The organism is Kineococcus haloalkalitolerans (assembly GCF_050871905.1).
Lineage (GTDB): Bacteria > Actinomycetota > Actinomycetes > Actinomycetales > Kineococcaceae > Kineococcus.
In genome coordinates this window covers 1-17,754 of record NZ_JBJLSH010000064.1, presented here as the reverse complement: position 1 = coordinate 17,754, position 17,754 = coordinate 1, and the positions used below count along the sequence as shown (strand labels likewise).

Genomic DNA, 17,754 nt, shown 5'->3' with positions numbered 1-17,754 from the left:
TGCCGATGCCCCACCGTGGACCAGACGAGCCCGGGCCGGGCGATGACCCCCGACGAGATCCGCGTGATGAACGAACGCGTGGCCGCGATGACCCGCGCCGGCATCGAACATCAGCGCGCCCACCCCACCCGCACCGACCGGGTCTTCGCCGCCGCTGAGCGCACCCGCGCCCACACCCACGCCCGCACCCATGACGTCAGCGGCCGTGTCATCGGCTGGTCGCTGCTGACGGTGGTGCTGTCCGCGGCCGCGCTGTTCGTGCCCGTGGTGGGGCTGCTGGCGCTGATGCCATTGGCCGCCGGCGGCATCGGGCTGACGGTCGGGGTCCTGGCGTGGTCGCTGACCATCGGTGGCGCCGGCAGCGGACCCGGCGGCGGACCCGGCGGCGGCGGAGGTGGGGACTTCGGTGGCTTCGGCGCTGACGCCAGCGGCATGTGAGCCGCCCCTGCCCAGCGCAGCGACCCGCCCCCGGCGGGAGCCCACGCTCGCGTAGGGCACCTATCTCTATATCTTGCTGCGCAGCCCCGGCCCGGATGGTGACGCCTGCGCCCGTCCCCGCGCCTATGCCTGCGCCTGCGCCGAGACGCCCGCGTCCGCTGCGCCGGGCCACCGCACCGGCACCATGCACCGGCACCATGCACCGGCATCACGCACCGACCCACTCGCGCCCACGGTGCGCGGTCTTGGTGGCGCTGTCGGTGGCGCGTCGCGGGCTGGGTGGGTCCGGCGGCTGGCGGAAACCCACCGCCTGGGGCCTGCGGAGCAAGCTATGGACTTAGGTGCCCTAAGTCCGTTCGCCCTGGTCAGGGCGTCGCTGCGCTGGGCATGAGGGACGGGCCCGCACGAGGTCCGGGAGGAGCCGGGCAGCGGGTGCGCCGGGCGCGAGCGAGGCCGCCGGCAGCGGCCCGGGGTGGGGCTGACTTGGGTGCCCTAAGTCGATCAGCAGTGCCCGGGCGCTGCCGGCCCACGCGGGCGTGGTGTACCGCAGATGCCGTGGGTGCCGCGTCGGAGACGGAAGTCGCCGCGGTCGCGACGAGGGTTTCCGGCGTGCGGGTGCTGCCGGTGCGGGCGTCGACAGCACGGTGGGCGGGTGGATTTCCGCCCACTCGGAGTGGCTGCCGCGCTGCTTGGATGCGGGCTCGGTGGTGTGAGTTTCACTGTTGCGGCGTGGCCTGGGACACCGTGCAGGGTGCCTGTATGCGGTGAGGTGCAATCGTCCGCTGGGCAAGGAGCGGCTGCCGTGGTGCGACTGCCGGGCAAGCCCTGATGCGCTGACCTGTGGACGCCTCGCCGCATACCGGCCCATGTATGGCTTGCTGCAGCTTTCCGTAACGCAGTGTCGTGTCGGTGCCGCTGGCTACGTTGGTCACCACCTTGATCACTGCGTTGATCATCGTGGTGGTCGGCGTAGGAGTCAGCTAAGGAGCGCGATGAGCCAGCAGCGTCAGCGGGGGCGTCTGCGTCCGTGCGCGGTGTGCCATGGCAAGCACTACACCGGCTCCAAGCCATATCGGGAGTGCCAGCGCAAGGCGGGCAACCTGCCGCCGCTGCAGCCGAGGTCTCGTGCGCCGCGGCGCACAGCGCCCAGTGCTTTTCCCGCGCCGGCGGTCAGGAGCGGGCGCACCCCGACGATGGTGCCGGGGCGTCCGAGGGCTGCTCGCCCCAGCCGCTCGGTTGCGGCGCTGCGCCCGGCAGGAGCGCGCTCGACCCGCCGTGCGCAGCGCAACGCTGCAGCGCTGCACCGACAGATCGGTGATGGCGCCAGCACGGTCGTGGAGGTGCTGCAGGACCCCTCCAGCGGCTATGAGGCGGTCGCCGACGTGCTGTGGGGTGCACGACCACTGAGCCGGCGTTTCCTGCGCCGGCACGAGCTGTGCGTGGCCTTGAACGACGTCGCAGCCGCCATCGACCCGGCCACGTACGCCGGCGCGGTGGGGCAGGGAGCGGCAGCTTTCCTGGTGGCTCAGAGGGTCCCGGGGTGGGCCGCTTACGCATTAACGGGCACCGCGGTCAAGACGCTGTTGTTGGCAAGCGGGGTGGACCCGGGCCTGCAGCTGCGTCTGGTGCTGCGCGCTCTGATCGTGCTGGTCTGTCCCGGCTTGGAGCACTGCCCTACCTGCGCTCCGGTGTGCAGCGCTCTGGCCAGCCCGGAGGCAAGCCAGCAGTTGCGTTTTGCTCTGGCGACGTGAGGCGGTCGCTGTTGACCTCTCCTTCGTGACCGCGTGGATGAGGGCATGTCCGTACGTGTCGACCGCCTTGGGCATCGAAGCCTGAGCAAGGATCGCCAGGTGCCTGGCTCACTCGCATCGCTGCCGGTGGCCGTCGCGGCGGTTGTGGCAGTACCTGCGGCGGTGGTTGTGATCGCCGAGCTGGTGCAGTGGCGTGCTTGCCGCTGCGGCTGGTCGACTGACCGGCCCGAGGGCGGTCATGGGCTGGCGCCGGGCCCGCAGACGGTGCTGGTGCTGGGCTGCCCCAGCCGCCCCGGCGGGCAGCTGCACCCGATGCAGCGCTGGCGCACCGACATCGCGGTGCGCTCGATGCACCCGGTGCACGGTCGGCTGCTGTTCACCGGCGGGTGCACCGGTGCACCCGGCGAGCTCAGCGAGGCGCGGGTCATGGCCACCTACGCCCATCAGGTGCTCGGTGTCCAACAGGAGCAGATCGCGCTGGAGGAAGCTGCGCGCAGCACCTGGCAGAACGTGCAGCACTGCGTGGACCAGCTCGAGCGGGCGGGCAGCATCACGATTGCTTCTACCCCCACGCACGCGGCCAGGGCGCGGCGCTACCTGACCCAGCAGCGCCCGGACCTGGCGCGGCGGCTGGTGCCGGCGGCGGACTACCGCCTCGGTGAACGCTGCGGGTGGAAGGTGGCCACCCTCGTCCACGCGCTAGCGCGCACTACCGGGCACGTGCTGACGTCCAGAGGCGCTACCGCGTGACAGGGGCATGTTCGGGCGTTGGGCGCCGCAGGTCTTCTAGGGTCCACGGGTGCTTGAGCTGGCGACGAAGCGGCTGCTGCTGAGGGCCTTCACCCCTGACGACGTGGAGGCGGTGCACGCCTACGCAGGTGATCCGGAGGTGTGCCGCTACACCGACTGGGGACCCAACACCCCGGCGCAGTCAGAGCCTTCATCGACGAGATGCACGCCGCTTCCCTGGCAGAACAGCCGGACTCGATGACCTGGGCGGTGACCCTTGCCGGGGCGGTGGTGGGGGCGTGCTCGGTGACGATCACCAGCGCCGAGCACCGGCGTGGAGTGATGGGCTACGTCCTGGCCCGGGCGCACTGGGGTCAGGGCTACGCCAGCGAGGCGGCCGGGGCGGTGCTGCGCTTCGCCCGTGAGGACCTGGCGCTGGCTCGAGTGGAGGCCACGTGCCGGCCGGGCAACGTGGCCTCCCAGCGGGTGCTGCGCAGGATCGGCATGCAGCAGGAGGGGCTGTTGCGCTCTCACGTGCTCATCCGGGGCCGGCGCGAGGACAGCCTGCTGTTCTCTGCGGTTGACTGAGACGCACCGAGCGTCAGAGCACCACGAGCACGCACCGCGCGGGCGACAGCACGAGCGCATCCAACGGCTCCACGTTCAGCCGCCGTTGAAGTACAAGGTGCGGTGCGCAGGCACGCTTCGTTCGCTGCCCATCAGGAGCTGGGTCAACTCGATGAGGGAGTGGGCGGCGGACCGCACCACGTCGTCGTCAGCTTCGTCGGCGAGGACGTGCAGCTCGTCGCGCAGCCGCTTGCACTGACGCTCGTTGAAGACCGTCTCGTCGTCCGTGTCGATGCCAGAGAGCAGAGGGAACCTCTCGGGCGCCCCGTAGGACGAGACGACGAGCTGCTCGACTCCCGGACCGAGGTAGGACTCGACGGTCGGGCCGCCGTACTCCCGGACATAGACGCTGATCGACACAGCTCCAGGATCGCCCACGCGGACGTCGTCCAACCTGGCTGCACGCTCATCGGGCGGAGTTAATGGCCTCCCATGTTCGACTGCCGGCCGACATCGAGCAAGGTTTGCAACTGACGCTGGCCGAGGCCGTCACAAGGATGCTCCCGATGTCGCCATGATGAAAGATGCGCCGCTATCAATGCATGCCTCCATCGATAGAAGCTCCGCATAAGACGGAATCAAATGGTTACTATGATTCATTCGGCGTCCACTTGCGCGCATGCGGATCCCATGTGCCGTCCTCAATCCCTCCAGAGAGAAGAGGTGTAATGCAAGCTCCGGCGATGGAAAGAGCAACCTCAAGAGTTGAGTGATTCCCTGGAAGCGACGCCTTTCGGATGTACTCAGCGTAGGCGGTGGTCCACTGTGGATGAGGAGAAGAAAAGGCGTCCGGAAGGTTGAGACCTCGACGCCTTGACTCCGCAGTCAAGGCTGCTTGAGTCGAGCCAGCGTCAAGCTCGAAGTTCTGCACGATCAAAACTAGATCAACAAGGTCGCGGTACCTCGTCGAGGGCACATTCCCCTCAGCTCCGTGGTTTTCGTACATGGCGCAAACCTTGTCGGCGACTTGGTCTGGCAGCGGGTATAGCTGGAACTCGGGGAGAGGCTCAAGGGCCTCCATCTTGAGTATTTCCTGGGGTTGATGGCGATCTACCTTTGAGATAAAATGAAGCTCGGTGGAAAGATCAATGGGGAACCCGCCGAAGCGCGTGGCCCCTAGGTAGGCGGCCACTTTGATTGTGGCCCCTGCCACTCCGCCACTCATCTCTTTTGGTGGGCTAAGCGTGAAGGTGAACGGATCCATGCGCTTTTTGCTTAGTTCCTCAAGTTCAGCGACGGCTGAGCTTAGGTCCTGCGATGAATGCAGCAGGTCTAGGTCTTTACTGTGTCGCGCATCCCCGGGAAGCCGAACAAGAAGGTTTGTGCCCCCCTTCAGGATCCAAGAGCTTTCATTTTCGCTGAAAACGCGAGCAAGGAAGCGCTGTAGGATGAACTCGCGCTCAAGTTCACCGTAGTTTCGACCGGTTCGGACGGCTTCATTCCTCAAGCGGGCTCTTACTGATGTACGAAAAGCATTGGGAGACAAGGGTTGTTGCGACGACACGACGTGGACCTTCCGTGATCGGCGATCGGCTGGTCACTCGTACCAGCCAGTGTTAAGGAACTTCCGGGTTTTCACCCGGAGATTCCTCTTCAGTCTCTTCGGTATGCCCATCGCTGGATGTTCTTTCGCGATCCGACTGCCGACCTTCGATAGCGTTAAGCACCGCCTGCCGCGTAATTGGATCAATATTAAAAACTGCTCTATCTAGAGAAAGCCCTGCAGTTTCGGCCATCCGTCTAATTGTCTCCTGTAGAGGTTGCGAGGTGGATTTTGCCAGGTTTTCGATCGCCGTAACGATGGGGGCGGTGTTTATTTTTGCGAGGTCATCCATTGACCTAATTATAGGATCCATGTGTATCTTTAGTGCATCGTTCATTGCGGCCGACCTGATAATTTCAGCGACGAACTTTTGAGTTCCCGCGTTTGACTCAATCACCGGGCGCATCCAGTCCGCATAAAAACTTGGAAGAATTCCAGGCATGAGGTTTATGTTCATAGATTCTAGTATCTTCTGACCGCTCCGGAAGGGGATCGTGTTCGACTCGAAAAGGCGACTTGCTACCTGGGTGCTCCTAGGAACTCCGGCCTGCTTTAGTAGCTGCTGCACGAGGGCTGCACCCTGGCCGATGGGAGCTCCGTAGTAATGAGCATATGGAGCGAGTGCGTCTGCAATATCGTCGACATCAACATGACGTGCGGTGATGGCATCTCGCACAATGCCAGCAAGGTGGCCGCCATCAACTCTGGCTTTCGCTAGGTCCTCTATCGTCCTGGTAATGCTAGTGACCGGAAGTCCATCGACGATTGTCCATTCAAGGCTATCAAACTCACCCTTATGGAATCGCACCTGGGGATTGCGTGTTTGTTTGCGCACCTTGACGGTAAACTCAAGCTCGTCCGCATCGAGGTCACCAAGATCGTGAAGGTCTGCAGCGGATCGATGGGAGACGACTTCGGTGGGGCCCGACTCAAGCCGCTGCTGCACGGTGATCTTTGGGGCTAGAGCTAGCCAAGCTGCCCGCAGTTCGTCATGTGGCTGGATCGGTGCACCTACGACCCGGTAGATGCCGTGCGCTAGGCGCTCGAGAGCTCCCGTCTTGGTCAGTCTTGCCAGTTGCTGTGGGGTAAGACCCTCTTGCCGCGCCTGGGAGCTGGTGAACAGGCCCCACTGGTCCATAGCTAGGTCGCCCAGGCGCCCCAGTGCTTCGATGCTGTCGGGCATGCTGCGATAGTAACTCTCTGAGTGATTATTGCAGCATGCGAAGCCATGATCTAAGATGAACCGTCCTGATCAAGGTCTACTGAGTCCCCGCGGCTGAGGGCAGCCAGTATTCGAGGGTCTGAGCTAGGTCAGCTAGGCCAAAGCGCGGTACAGCGTGGCCCGGCTGACGCCGACTGCCTCGGCGGCCTCGCCGGCGGTGCGCCCGGCGGTCAGCAGGGCGCGGGCAGCGGCCAGCTTGGCCGGGGTCATCAGCGCTGGGCGACCGCCGCGCCGGCCGCGGGCCACCGCCGCTTCAAGGCCTGCGGCGGTGCGCTCTTTGAGCAGGTCGCGTTCGAACTCACCTAGGGCGCCGAAGAGGTGCAGGACCAGGCGGCCGGTGGCGGTGGTGGTGTCGATGGACTCCGTCAGGGACCGGAAGCCCACCCCGCGGCTGTCCAGGTCATCGATGAGGGTCAGCAGGTGGCGCAGGGATCGGGCCAGGCGGTCCAGGCGCCAGACCACCAGGACGTCCCCGGGCCCGAGGCGGGCCAGGACGTCGTCCAGGGCCGGGCGGGCCGCGAGGGCGCCGGAGGCGGTGTCGGTCCAGGTGCGGTAGCAGCCGGCCGCAGTGAGGGCGTCGTGCTGCAGGGCAGGGTCCTGCGCGGTGGTGGAGACGCGGGCGTAGCCGAGCAGGTGACCAGGCTGCTGGGTGGTCGAGCGCGTGGGCGAGGAGGTGGGCACAGACGGGACCGTCTCAGAAGGCACCGACCGGCCGCTGGTGAGACGCTAGTTGTGGACACGGGTTCTGAGACGGCGTGTCGCGGCCCTACCGCCGCTCCCCCGTGGTGTCTCAGAAACGGTCGCTTCTGCGATGCCAGGCCGTCACCACGCAGCGTCACGGCAGGCTTGGTGATCTTCCGCCCATGCCGAGTTCCGTGCGTTGTCTCCGCGTTCGGTCACGGGGAGAGTGGGGCTATGCCGCGACGCTGGGTTCCCGCCATTGCACCGGATGACGTCGGCATCCCCGCACACGGCCCCCTCTTGCTCAGCCATGCCACCGGCATCCGCGCCGAGCTCGACCACGTCCAAGCCCACGCCCGGCCTGCTGGCCTGATGCTGCACCTGCGTGTGCACGCCGACGGCGTGCACGCCGAGGCCGCCCGGCGGCAGGTGATCGACGGTCCTCGCCAGGCTCTGGACCCTGCCGGCGGCGGAGTCCCTGGATCGGAGCCGGTGCTGCGGGTGGCGCTCAACGACCTCTCCGACCAGGTCCAGGCCAAAACGGTCTCGACGCACACTTTCGAGGACACGGCGACCGGCGAGGTCCACTTCGCCATGGAAGCCAGCTACTGGGTCGACGAACTGCCCGCCGACAGCCGCATGCACCTGAACATCACCTGGCCCCAGGCAGGGCTGCCCGAGACAGCCCACACCATCGTCCTGACCCTGCCGGTCTAACGGCCACCGTCGGCACCCCGCGATCATCCCGCCGTCCGGGCGCAGCTGCTGTCTCATAGACGGTCGCTTCTGCGATGCCAGGCCGTCACCACGCAACGTCACGGCAGGCTTGATGATCTTCCGCTCATGGCGATGACCGAGTGCACGCTGAGCGCGACGACCACCCATGTGTCGCCGATGAGCGGACCCGGTCATGCATCGCGATCACCTGGACGTTGCGGTAGGCGGGAGTCCACCAGGTCAGGAGAAGGGCCGTCCCCCGCGCCGAGGACAACGACGATCAGGACCGCCGTACCTCACCTCGGCCCGGCACGCCCCGGCGCGCGACGCGGTCGTAGACCACCGTGAACGGCGCGATAGCCGCCGCCCCGAGGAAGGGGGCGAGCCCGATCACGAACACCACGAGGTTGAAGAGGAGCACAGCGGCGGCGTACGCGTCGATCCGGTCGATGGACTCACCGACCAGGCTGTCGCCCGCGTGCACCAACGACCCGATGAGGGTGCCCAGGAACACAGCAACACCCCAGGTCCACTGCCCCTGATCTCGTGGTGCCCCCCGCCGAGCGCTGCGACGACCGTCCCAGGCCGCGCACGCCGCGGTGAGACAACCCAAGGCGCTCCAGAGGATGAGGAAGAGCCCGATGTCGGCGCCACCGACGTCTCCAGGCGCGACGACGTGGTTGTTGATCAGCATGACCACCAGCCAGCCGACGCCGACCACGAGAGCTCGCGCGAGGACCGGCCCACGCGGTAGCCGCCTGATGCGGTCCATGTCTGGGGTACGACCTCCCGGCGCGTCACGATCACGAGGCGGCGGCAACCAGTGCTGACCGCATCGATGCAGCACCCGCAGGGGCTTCACCTGCTGCTGGGCAGCAGGACCGTACCCTCGCGGGCCGCCGACGCTTCGTCACATCACCCGCTCGGCGGTGCAGCAGCCCCTGCACGAAGGCATCAGCGGGACAGGAGGAGCCATCGCCCTCCACGGAAGGCGTCATCCGGCCAACGCACGGTCATCCCGCCAGCCAGGCGCAGCTGCTGTCTCGTAGACGGTCACTTCTGCGATGGCTGATCTGAGGTCGGGCGCGCTGGGATGCCGATGCCCGGACGTGATCACGCCGGGTCGTGGAGTCTGGGTCGTACCGATGTGGTGACTCCGGGAACCAGGCTCGCTGAGGAGCGGTCACACCTCCGCATGCCACGCTCCCCTGTTCTGGCGGATCGAGGTCGACTGGTGGAACCGACGCCGCAACGCGCTCCCTGGTGGGTGCTGCTCGCCGTCGTGCTCGGCGTGGCCGCGGTCCTGGTCGCCATCTACGCACCGCCCTTGTCCTTCCTGACCCGCCAGGACCTGACCTCCTGCGGAGACGTCACCCGCGACGTGGACGGGCAGGTACCCCGCGAGGCCGTCGCGTGCCTGCAGGAGGCACAGGCCGCCGGCGCCGGTGCCGAGCTGACGGTCACCGACTACACCGTCGAGGGCGACCCGATCACCACCTACTACCGGGCGGTCCCCGACCGCAGCGGCCTGGAGGTCTACGTCGACAGCCGTGACGGCTACGGCAAGCAGGGCTGGACGCACCTTCACTGCCCACAGGCGCGCACCGTGCCCGACGTGGGGACCTGTCAGGACGTGTGAGCAGCCGGCCCTCGGCTCACCAGGTGATCACCCCGGACGGAGCAGAGAACGATCCATCGCCGCTTGACCCGCGCATGGCCATCTCGCAATCGGTCGATCAAGAGATGAGGGCAGGATGCCGCCATGGCCTTCACCTACCGCGCAGCGGCTATGAGGTACCGCTGCCCGCAGTGCAAAGCACGGCGCGATGAGCCATGCATCGGGACCAAGGGCGAACGAGTGGCCTGCCACCAAGCCCGCCATGACAAGGCACTGCGGTGCGGTGCTCGCGAGGTCATCCCACCCAACCTGCGTCAGCCGATCAACGACTGACCTGCATGTTTACATGCATACATGTCTTCTCAATGGATTGCATACATGCATGCGTGTTGACATGTCAGCTGCTGTGGCGGTCCAGGTACTCGCTCAGCGCTGCGGCGGTCAGCGCCTGCACGGACATGTCGTGCTCAGCGGCCCACAGCTTCACCCGTCGGCGCAGGACGGGGTCCATGCGCACGCTGAACATGGGCAGCGCGGCGGCTGGTGCGGCAGGAGCGGCCGTCTCGACGGCGGGGTCGGGCGCGGCGGCTGCCTGTGCGGCGGCCGGTGTAGCAGTGGCCGGCGCGGTGGGGGAGTCGGCGCTGGGGGCCGGCGCGACGGGGTGCTCACGGCCGGGTGCCTTGCGCAGGGCGCCCTTGGGGGCGGGCCGGGCCATCAGGCTGCCCCCTCGCCGTTCAGCGCCACCAGCCGCTCGGCCAGGGCGTCGTAGACCTCGGTGACCGGCTTGCCGTCGGCGCCGTAGTCGGCGACCGAGGCCGCAGCGCCCATGGCGGCGGCCACGATGGCCCGGGCGGGCACGTAGGGCTCCCAGACGCTGGCGCCGTACGCCTCGGCCACCTCGGCCACGCGCAGCGCCGACTCGGTGGTGCGCTGCTGGTGGTTGACCACGATGCCGGCCAGCTGCAGGCGCCGGTTGTAGTGCTCGGCCACCACATCGCGGGTGCGCAGCACGTTTTCCACCCCGCGCAGGCTGGCGGCGCTGGGCTCGGTGACCACGACGACGTGGGTGGCCGCCACGAAGCCCAGGACGACCAGCCGGCCGATGCTGGGCGGACAGTCGATGAGCACCACGTCGTAGCCGCTGAGCCCGTCCAGCGCCTTGGCCAGCCGGAACTCGCTGCCGGGGGACAGGTCGGTCTCGCGCTCGGCCAGGTCCAGCGTGGAGCCGATGACGTCGATGCCGCTGCCCCAGGCCGCGCGCTGGACGGCCTCGCCGGCCACGCCCTTGGCGTCGGCGTAGATCACGTCGTTGACGTTGCGCACGTCGTCCAGGGGGTCCAGGCCGAACCACTGCGTCATGTCGGCCTGGGGGTCCAGGTCGATGCACAGCACCCGCAGGCCACGCCTGTCGAGGGCTGCGGCGAGGCCGACGACCGTGGAGGTCTTGCCCACGCCGCCCTTCTGGTTCGTGAACGCCACCGTCAACATGCAGGCATGTTTACAAGCTGACATGCCTGCAATGCCCTAGGCGCGCCGCGTGTTGCCAAAGCACCCCGCCGACGCCGCCAAACACCGACGACACGCCGACGGAGCGCGACACACAGACGATTTTGGACGCAAGCCAGCCGACCGTGAAGGCGCTGAGGAGAGCCTGGGAGCACCTCAGCGACAACCGCTCGCCGCATCCGTCGTAGCAGGTCATGGCCCGACATGGCTCGTCATGGCACGTGCAGATGCATCTCCTCCCGACGGTAAAGGTGTGTACGAAACCGTTGCGGGAGAGAGCTTTTGCTACGCGGGTACGCCCGGACCGTGTCGTCGACGCCCCGTAGAGTCGAAGACCTCGGCATCGTGCGCACCCCGGCGCGTGAGGCCGGCATGCAAGGGGCCCCGGCGGGGGGACTGCCATCCCGTAGTCCCGCCGGGGCCCGTGACCAGCTCGCTACTGATCCGGAAGGTGATGCCGCTCATGCATCGGCCCTCGCACGCCCAGTCCACCATGCCCGTGGCCGTGGTGGCAGCCCTCAGTTCTGCCCGGGAGCCGCTGGGGTGGTTCCTCATGATCGCCGGGGTCGGCCTGTACGGCTGGCACCAGGACGTTGTGGCCTTGGGAGCCCTGCTGGTGGCGGGCGCCGCCGTGCTGGACGTCCCGCTGTCCTTGCCCTGGCCCAAGGCGTAGCTCCCGGGCACCAGCCGCGCCGGCGCGAGCTTCCCCTCACGCGCCGGCGCGGCCGGTGTGCTGCGCACCGTGCCAGTCGGGTCCGACACGACGGAGGAGCGGGGCACTCGGCCCCGCTTTAGGCCACCAAGGCGGTGGGCACTAGCGGTCACATCCACCTCGATCGTGACGCAGCCCCACGGGCACAGCGTCATCCACAGGACGGGCCAGTCCACGACCCGTCCACCGGCCGTGCACGCCGCTGACCACAAGGGCGTCCACACTTCCCGTCCGTCCGGTGCCGTGCGTCTGACGTCAACACGCCGAGCGCACGCGACACGCCGTACACCTAAGGCGAGGATTTGATCACAGGGAGTGATGAGGCGGAATGCCTTAAGCCTCTGACCTGCGAAAACGGAACCACGCCGAAAATCCACAACCCCGTCCCCAGGAGATGCGAATGACGCTGGTGTGACACACCAACTTGTGGCGACTGGACGCCTCCACCGCCGTGGGTACTGTCGAAGGGACCGGCAGGTACGTGAACGCACGAAAGCCCGGCGAGTCCAGGGGGCAACCTGGGCCGGGCTCTCGTGATCTTGCTGGTTCTCGTATGTCCCAATCCCCTGAACCTTGGAGCTCTAATGGGATGGAACCGCGCCCGAACTTACGCCAGGCGCGAATGCCTGTCGAACCCGCCCCGCGGCGTGTTGTGGGCCATCGGCACCGCGCTGCTCTTGGTCGTCCCGTTGCTCATCTGGCGCCACCCGCTGATGGACCCTCGCCTGCTGTGGGTCCCGGTCGTGGCCGGTATGAGCCTGCTCGGGGTGCCGCTGGTGGTCACCCGCTGCGGCGCCACTGAGCAGTCCGGCTGACCTCTGGGCTCGGTGGGGAGCCGGCTCCGCACCGGGGCTAGGCCCGGTGCGGATCAGGACACCTCGCGCCGGTGCAGGCCCTGCAGTTCCTCCAGCCACACGCGGAAGCCATGCGTCAGGGCCCGCGGCGGCAGCTGGGGCGGCAGGCTGCGCCCCAGCTCACGCGGCCGCTCGGGCGGGGTGGGCAGCAGCTCGGTGGCTCCGCGTAGGTCGCGCAGCCACTGGCCGATGGGGGGCTGGTCACCGTGACCGAGCTCCAGCAGCTCGGCGCGGTGCTCACCCGGTAGCCAGGACCACCACACGTCGAAGTCGTGCCCGCCCCACCAGTGGTCCGGCCACCCCTCACGCCCACCCCCGCAGACCACGCTCCCGAAGATCACGCCCACGGAGACACGATGCCCCGCTGGCCCGACGTCAGGACCTCCCAGCGCACCCGGCAGGAGCGCACGGCGGCCGCCGCCACCCGGCACGGGCTGGCGTGGACCGCGGCTGAGGACGCCGAGCTGGCCGTGTGCGTCAGCGACGAGGACCTGGAGGCGTTCGCGCTGCGCTGGGGACGACGCTTCGCCTCGGTGGAGCAGCGCCGCCGCCGCCCGCGCACCGGCGCCCAGCGCCCCTACCGGCCCACGACGTGAGGACCGGGACGTGAGGACCGGGACCGCTCAGCCCGAAATCGGCATCGGTAGCTGCTGAGGCGCCGACTCCTGCGTCCGGGGCCCCCTGCGTGCGTGAGCCAGCAGGGGATCAGGCGGCACGAGAGCGGGGAGCGAGGGACCGGGGGAGCGGGGGAGCGGCCCGCGCCTCAGTCTTGGTCCTCGACCTGACCTGCGGCCCGGCCCCCGCTGTGACCCTCGATCCGGCCCTCGATCTGGCCCTGGCCCTCAAGCTGGCCTTGGCCCGGAGCTGGGGCCGGGGTGGGGAAGCAGCGCCGGCAGCGATCGAGCCGCGCGATCGTGGGGAAGTCGGCCGGTGGCAGGTGCTCCCAGGCCCGGTCCAGGCGCAGGCGCACCCCGCAGCCCATCCGCTGCGGCGGGTGGCCTTCGCCAGCGGGCAGGTGCCAGGTGGGCTGACCGGTCACCGTGCGCACCGCGTACCCGGCAGGCACCGGCTCACGGGCCTCTGCGGCCCCTGCGGCGTCCTGGCCGGCGTGGCGGGTCTGGTGGGCTGTGCCGGGTGTCCAGTCGCGGTCGAAGTGCTCCCAGATCCAGTCGGCGGTCTGCAGGGCGATCTGGGTGGCCAGTTCTTCGTCCACCAGCGTGTCCTGGCGCAGGTCGGCGGCGGCGGTGAGCACGTCGGCGCGCCAGGCGACCTGGTCGCCGCTGGTGTGCCGGAAGGTGCGGTAGGCCCAGCGGCGCAGCTCGTCGTAGAAGGCCCGCGCCAGCGGGTCGCGGCTGCTCCAGCGCGCAGCGCTCACGAGGCGACCTGCCCGGCCTGGGTGTCCTCCCCCTCCAGCTGCCCCGCAGGCTGCCCTGCGGGCTCCTGAGCGGCCTCCTGAGCGGCCTTCTGCGCCATGTCCTGTGCTGTCTGGGCAGCCTTCTTGGCCTCGGCGATAACCCGGCCCACGGTGCCCAGCGGGATGCCGGTCTGCTCGGCGATCTCACGCATCTTCAGCCCCTGCGCCCGCAAGGCCAGGACCTGCTCACGCCGGGTACGGGCACGGGCCAGGAAGTCCTCGCGCGGCTCAGCCACGTGCCGGCGCACCGTGCTGGGGTGCACGCCGAGCTTCTCGGCGGCTTCACGAGCGGTCATCTTCCGCCGCGCTGGCCTCAGGGCACCCACGCCTACACCTCCGCCCACTGCTCGGCCGTCACCTTCTGACGTGCCAAGGATGCCGCCTCGGTGGCCTTGGCGACGTTGCGACGGCGCGCCTCCGTCTGCGCCGGCGTCGTCATACGACCGGCGACCCCGCCGCCGTTGGCGGCGCCCTTGGCGCGGGCTTGGGCGGCGCTGGGCTGGGCGGCGCGCTTGCGCCCGCGGGCGCTCTGGATGCGCACCAGGCCCTCACGGCTGAGGGTGCGCCAGGTCCAGCGGGCCACCGAGCCGGCGATGCCGTGCACCTCGGTGGCCGACAGCGGCCGGGCCGGGTAGCGCTCCAGGTTCAGCATGAGCGCGTGGGCCTCGGTGACCTGCTCCCACTCGCCCAGGTCCTCGTAGCGGTAGCGGGCCCGGTAGGCCCACCCGCGCAGCTCATCGAACAGGTCGCTGTTGCGGCCCAGCCCGCTGCGCTGCTCGGGCCGCTTGGGCAGGCGCTTCGGCAGCAGCTCACCCAGCCCGGCGGCCAGCTCCCGCAGCTCGTAGGGCTGGGCGCGGCCCCAGTGCGGGTACCAGTCCTCGTGCACCGGGTTCTTGGTCAGCAGCCCGTTGAAGGCCCGGTCGCCGTCCAGGGCCTGACGCAGGCCCTCCTGCACCCGGGCGGCGAAGTGCAGCGGGGCGGTGCGCGCGGCATCGGTGCGGCAGACCGGCTCGGCCAGCACCCAGCCCACGTGCCCGCGCCCACTGACCCCCTCGGCCACCCAAGACGGCTCGGGGTGGTGGCGGGGCAGGCCGATGGCCCGCATCAAGGTGTCGGGGTGGTCCACGTCGATGACCAGCATCGACAGCAGCGCCTTGGGGGAGTGCTCCAGGTAGCGCCGCCGCAGCGCCTGCTCACGGCTCTGGCGCCAGATGCCGCGGGTGAAGTCATCGGTGGCCAGCGGACGGCGCGGGGACCAGCCCTGCGTCCACGAGTGCGCATCCAGCCGCGCGACCGTCCCTGGCATGGCCGTCACCGTGGCAGCAAGATCGACACCCGCCGCCGGGACACGCCGCCGCGTCCTCAATTTTTTTCGGGTGGCGCTCACCGTGTGCCTAGCCAAGTCAAGGTGGTTCCGGTCGGCGCCCCTCCCCGTCCTGCTCCCGGGCCTTTCTGTCAGGTCCGCGCCACCGCCTGCCTGCCCCGGGGTGCCCGCCTGCTCATGCGCTTGACCCCTGCCACCGCCGCTGCTGCCAGCAGGCACGCTCCCGCAGCCGTGACCGTCAGGATGAGCCAGCCCATCACCCCTAGGGCGGCATCCTGGGCGACCAGGGGTGCGAAGGCCGCTACGGCGGCGGGGACCACGGCCAGAGCCGGTCCCGTCCAGGAACGAACCTTGACCTCGGCGATCACGGTGGCGGCCAGCAGCGTGGCCAACGCCCCGGCGTAGACCCAGGCGGGCACGACGTCCCCACCCACGACGTCTCCACCCACGCCGGCCTCGCCTCCGGGCAGCCAGGCCAGCCACCCCCACCCCGCGCTCGAGGCGACCGCGGCCACGGCCGCGGCCCACCCCCGTCGCCGCGCCGGCACCCGGCGCCACCCCGCGACCGCACCGGTCACGCCCAGGGCCAAGACGCAGGACAGGGCCACGTACCCCAGCGCCAGCACCACCAGCGGCTCCAGCCACCACCGTTCCTCGCTCACGGCGACCAGCACGATCAGGGCCAGGACGAGCAGGCCGGTGCCGACAGCGGTGGTCACCAGCCCGGCCAGCGGCTGCACCCACCGGTCGGCCAGCACCACCACGACGGCCAGCAGCCCCAGCCACGCCAGCAGCAGCCCCACCCAGCCCTGCGTCCACTGCACCCGGCCCAGTGCCTCCAGCAGCAGCCACCCGCCGGTCTGCACCCCGGCGGCGACCGCGACCGCGACCGCACCCCTCACCAGCACCCGCCGCCGGCCCGACCCCTGCTTCAGCTCTCGCTCCGGGTCTGGCTGCCGATCCGAGTCTGCGGGCGCTGAGGAGGGCGAGGCAGGAGGCGCATCGGACGCCGGGCCGCGACCGGAGCTACGCCCCGAGCTACGACCGGGGACAGGGCCGGGGGCAGGACCGGAGCCGGGGTGCACCGGCCCACTGTGCCCGGCGCCGCCCGCTCGCCACGGGCGATCGGCGGGCCCGCCGTCCCGGACGGCTCACCCCGGTGCACGAGCTGCACTGGGCGCTGCACGGTGGGTGCCCGCGCTGACGCTCACTCGTTAATCGGGGCACGGCGTGCAGCAGTCGGCGTGCTCGATGGCACGACCGAGTGCACGACCAGGTGCAGGTGCGCGGGTGCGCCGTCGGGACGGTCACCGCCGCCGTCACCGCTGGTGGTGGTGCAACAGGCGTGGTGGTGGTGCAACAGGTAGTGCACCCGGGTGGGTCGCCCAGCGCACAGCGGCGCAGCGTGCCGTGACGCTGGCACGCTGATCTCATGGCCGCGCCGGCGCCGATGTCCAGGACTCGCCTGAGGGTCGCCCTCACGTGCTGGGTCATCGTTTCGGCTGGGGGCGTCGTCTCGATGACCCGCGGTTTCGCCGACGCAGGAGACCGGGTCCTGGGAGTCATCGGGCTGCTGCAGACCGTGCTCGCCGCGGGCTTGGCGCTCACCACGGTCTTGGAGCAGCGACGTCGACGACGCAGCACGCCGCAGGACTCTTGAGGCTCAGCTCTCGATCAGACCCGGCAGACCCGGCAGATCCACCAGGTCTGGTGGTGCCGCGCTGCCCGTGAGCTCGCCGCGGTGCTGCGTGCTGCTGGGTGCTGCTGGGTGAGGGGTCAACGCGCGACAGCGACGACGCCGGGCGTGGCTTTCCCCGCCCGCGCGCAGCGCACGGCACACGCATCGGCGACCAGGCTCAGCGCGTGAGGGTCCCGTCCCTGGAGTCACCCGCGCCAGGCGCTGGCGCCGGTACGCGCGCAGCGCAGGCCCGTGTATTCGCCCGTGTCTCCGTCTGGGTCCCTGTCCGTGTTGCTGTCGGGTCGGCGCCTCTTTTTCCCTGATCCGCTCACGGCTCGGGCGCGCATTCGACGTGCACCAGGCAGGTCAGCTGCGCGTACAGGGGCACCTCGACCCACTCCTCGCCGTCCTGGACGGGCTCGCCGCACTCCTGACACCGGCGCCCGCCTGGACCCGCCGGCGGCACGTCGCCGCGCAGGTCGGCCAGCAGTTGCTCCAGCACCGGCGGTGGCCACCAGCCCTGCGGTCGCCCGTCGACGGGGGAGACACCCACCGGGACGACGGTGACCCCGTGCATGGCCAGGCCGGTGGCCAGGTCCTCAGGCAGCAGCTCGCTCTCGTCCAGGCGCAGCAGCCGGCCGCGGTCGACGGCATCGAGCTGGTCCCACCACGCCCCGACGGCGTCGGCTTGTCTCACCGCCCCAGGCTCACCCGTCGGGTGCGCAGGCGGCAACGGCCACCCGGGCGGTGCGAGGTCAGGGCCGCTGCAGCGCCCCGCGCAGTCCCGGCAGCGGTCACGCACCACCCGCCGCATGCCGATGCCCCACCGTGGACCAGACGAGCCCGGGCCGGGCGATGACCCCCGACGAGATCCGCGTGATGAACGAACGCGTGGCCGCGATGACCCGCGCCGGCATCGAACATCAGCGCGCCCACCCCA

General features: G+C 69.5%; 20 protein-coding genes and 2 pseudogenes. 9 read left to right on the top strand and 13 right to left on the bottom strand.

Translation table 11 applies throughout. The features are described 5' to 3' along the window. From ACRYMY_RS18260 to ACRYMY_RS18245, 4 genes and pseudogenes are all read left to right on the top strand, one after another. Positions 1-438 (top strand): annotated as a pseudogene (locus tag ACRYMY_RS18260) (hypothetical protein); the annotation flags it as partial. Between the two features lie 1,340 nt (positions 439-1,778). Further along, a complete protein-coding gene (locus tag ACRYMY_RS18255) occupies positions 1,779-2,189 on the top strand; it encodes a hypothetical protein (RefSeq protein ID WP_432548643.1) in 411 nt (136 codons plus the stop codon). Positions 2,190-2,222: 33 nt separating this feature from the next. After that, positions 2,223-2,939: a YdcF family protein gene (locus tag ACRYMY_RS18250; protein ID WP_432548642.1), complete on the top strand. Its 717-nt coding sequence runs from the start codon at positions 2,223-2,225 to the stop codon at positions 2,937-2,939. Between the two features lie 49 nt (positions 2,940-2,988). Next, a pseudogene (locus ACRYMY_RS18245) lies at positions 2,989-3,506 on the top strand (GNAT family N-acetyltransferase). A 75-nt stretch (positions 3,507-3,581) separates the two neighbouring features. On the opposite strand, the gene ACRYMY_RS18240 reads toward ACRYMY_RS18245, so the two are convergent. From ACRYMY_RS18240 to ACRYMY_RS18225, 4 genes are all read right to left on the bottom strand, one after another. Next, positions 3,582-3,905, bottom strand: a complete 324-nt coding sequence (locus ACRYMY_RS18240; RefSeq protein ID WP_432548641.1) for a hypothetical protein — start codon at positions 3,903-3,905, stop codon at positions 3,582-3,584. Positions 3,906-4,134: 229 nt separating this feature from the next. Beyond that, positions 4,135-5,049, bottom strand: coding sequence for a nucleotidyl transferase AbiEii/AbiGii toxin family protein (locus tag ACRYMY_RS18235; RefSeq protein ID WP_432548640.1), 915 nt, complete (start codon positions 5,047-5,049; stop codon positions 4,135-4,137). 52 nt (positions 5,050-5,101) lie between these two features. After that, on the bottom strand, positions 5,102-6,271 hold the full coding sequence (locus ACRYMY_RS18230) for a type IV toxin-antitoxin system AbiEi family antitoxin domain-containing protein (protein ID WP_432548639.1): 1,170 nt from the start codon (positions 6,269-6,271) through the stop codon (positions 5,102-5,104). A 132-nt stretch (positions 6,272-6,403) separates the two neighbouring features. Further along, positions 6,404-6,991 carry a recombinase family protein gene (locus tag ACRYMY_RS18225; RefSeq protein ID WP_432548638.1) on the bottom strand — a complete coding sequence of 196 codons (588 nt, stop codon included), beginning with the start codon at positions 6,989-6,991 and terminating at the stop codon, positions 6,404-6,406. 234 nt (positions 6,992-7,225) lie between these two features. On the opposite strand from ACRYMY_RS18225, the gene ACRYMY_RS18220 reads away from it, so the two are divergent. Next, positions 7,226-7,708: a hypothetical protein gene (locus ACRYMY_RS18220; RefSeq protein ID WP_432548637.1), complete on the top strand. Its 483-nt coding sequence runs from the start codon at positions 7,226-7,228 to the stop codon at positions 7,706-7,708. A 280-nt stretch (positions 7,709-7,988) separates the two neighbouring features. Here ACRYMY_RS18220 and ACRYMY_RS18215 read toward each other — a convergent pair whose 3' ends face one another. Next, entirely contained in the window at positions 7,989-8,429 is a 441-nt protein-coding gene (locus ACRYMY_RS18215; protein WP_432548636.1) for a hypothetical protein, read from the bottom strand. Between the two features lie 513 nt (positions 8,430-8,942). Between ACRYMY_RS18215 and ACRYMY_RS18210 the strand changes: the two genes are divergently transcribed. Further along, a complete protein-coding gene (locus ACRYMY_RS18210; protein ID WP_432548635.1) occupies positions 8,943-9,347 on the top strand; it encodes a hypothetical protein in 405 nt (134 codons plus the stop codon). Between the two features lie 376 nt (positions 9,348-9,723). Here ACRYMY_RS18210 and ACRYMY_RS18205 read toward each other — a convergent pair whose 3' ends face one another. Together ACRYMY_RS18205 and ACRYMY_RS18200 are read right to left on the bottom strand one after the other, a co-directional pair. Next, positions 9,724-10,041, bottom strand: a complete 318-nt coding sequence (locus ACRYMY_RS18205) for a hypothetical protein (protein WP_432548634.1) — start codon at positions 10,039-10,041, stop codon at positions 9,724-9,726. After that, a complete protein-coding gene (locus ACRYMY_RS18200; protein ID WP_432548633.1) occupies positions 10,041-10,814 on the bottom strand; it encodes a ParA family protein in 774 nt (257 codons plus the stop codon). Before ACRYMY_RS18200 ends, ACRYMY_RS18205 begins: the two co-directional genes overlap by 1 nt. A 517-nt stretch (positions 10,815-11,331) precedes the next feature. Here ACRYMY_RS18200 and ACRYMY_RS18195 point away from each other — a divergent pair. After that, on the top strand, positions 11,332-11,505 hold the full coding sequence (locus tag ACRYMY_RS18195; protein ID WP_432548632.1) for a hypothetical protein: 174 nt from the start codon (positions 11,332-11,334) through the stop codon (positions 11,503-11,505). 686 nt (positions 11,506-12,191) lie between these two features. Continuing rightward, positions 12,192-12,359 carry a hypothetical protein gene (locus ACRYMY_RS18190; RefSeq protein ID WP_432548631.1) on the top strand — a complete coding sequence of 56 codons (168 nt, stop codon included), beginning with the start codon at positions 12,192-12,194 and terminating at the stop codon, positions 12,357-12,359. A gap of 53 nt (positions 12,360-12,412) precedes the next feature. Here ACRYMY_RS18190 and ACRYMY_RS18185 read toward each other — a convergent pair whose 3' ends face one another. Further along, positions 12,413-12,739: a hypothetical protein gene (locus ACRYMY_RS18185; RefSeq protein WP_432548630.1), complete on the bottom strand. Its 327-nt coding sequence runs from the start codon at positions 12,737-12,739 to the stop codon at positions 12,413-12,415. A gap of 15 nt (positions 12,740-12,754) precedes the next feature. Here ACRYMY_RS18185 and ACRYMY_RS18180 point away from each other — a divergent pair, with 15 nt between their 5' ends. Then, positions 12,755-12,994 (top strand): hypothetical protein, encoded by a 240-nt coding sequence (locus ACRYMY_RS18180; RefSeq protein WP_432548629.1) that lies wholly within the window; start codon positions 12,755-12,757, stop codon positions 12,992-12,994. 167 nt (positions 12,995-13,161) lie between these two features. Here the strand turns inward: ACRYMY_RS18180 and ACRYMY_RS18175 are convergent, their stop codons facing one another. From ACRYMY_RS18175 to ACRYMY_RS18155, 5 genes are all read right to left on the bottom strand, one after another. Next, positions 13,162-13,773 (bottom strand): hypothetical protein, encoded by a 612-nt coding sequence (locus ACRYMY_RS18175; RefSeq protein WP_432548628.1) that lies wholly within the window; start codon positions 13,771-13,773, stop codon positions 13,162-13,164. After that, the gene (locus ACRYMY_RS18170; protein ID WP_432548627.1) at positions 13,770-14,075 is read right to left on the bottom strand and encodes a sigma factor-like helix-turn-helix DNA-binding protein; all 306 of its coding nucleotides are present in this window, start codon (positions 14,073-14,075) and stop codon (positions 13,770-13,772) included. The genes ACRYMY_RS18175 and ACRYMY_RS18170 overlap by 4 nt, the downstream gene beginning before the upstream one ends. Before the next feature lie 65 nt (positions 14,076-14,140). Then, positions 14,141-15,118 carry a replication initiation protein gene (locus ACRYMY_RS18165; RefSeq protein ID WP_432548626.1) on the bottom strand — a complete coding sequence of 326 codons (978 nt, stop codon included), beginning with the start codon at positions 15,116-15,118 and terminating at the stop codon, positions 14,141-14,143. 149 nt (positions 15,119-15,267) lie between these two features. Continuing rightward, complete coding sequence (locus tag ACRYMY_RS18160; RefSeq protein ID WP_432548625.1) at positions 15,268-16,038, bottom strand: hypothetical protein; 771 nt, start codon at positions 16,036-16,038, stop codon at positions 15,268-15,270. 1,104 nt (positions 16,039-17,142) lie between these two features. Continuing rightward, positions 17,143-17,511, bottom strand: a complete 369-nt coding sequence (locus ACRYMY_RS18155; protein ID WP_432548624.1) for a hypothetical protein — start codon at positions 17,509-17,511, stop codon at positions 17,143-17,145. Between the last annotated feature and the right edge of the window lie 243 nt (positions 17,512-17,754).

Bases quoted from the DNA above. Each gene is read 5' to 3' on its own strand.
- ACRYMY_RS18230 (WP_432548639.1), bottom strand. From the start codon at position 6,271: ATGCCCGACAGCATCGAAGCACTGGGGCGCCTGGGCGACCTAGCTATG.
- ACRYMY_RS18220 (WP_432548637.1), top strand. From the start codon at position 7,226: ATGCCGCGACGCTGGGTTCCCGCCATTGCACCGGATGACGTCGGCATC.
- ACRYMY_RS18205 (WP_432548634.1), bottom strand. From the start codon at position 10,041: ATGGCCCGGCCCGCCCCCAAGGGCGCCCTGCGCAAGGCACCCGGCCGT.
- ACRYMY_RS18200 (WP_432548633.1), bottom strand. From the start codon at position 10,814: ATGTTGACGGTGGCGTTCACGAACCAGAAGGGCGGCGTGGGCAAGACC.
- ACRYMY_RS18180 (WP_432548629.1), top strand. From the start codon at position 12,755: ATGCCCCGCTGGCCCGACGTCAGGACCTCCCAGCGCACCCGGCAGGAG.
- ACRYMY_RS18165 (WP_432548626.1), bottom strand. From the start codon at position 15,118: ATGCCAGGGACGGTCGCGCGGCTGGATGCGCACTCGTGGACGCAGGGC.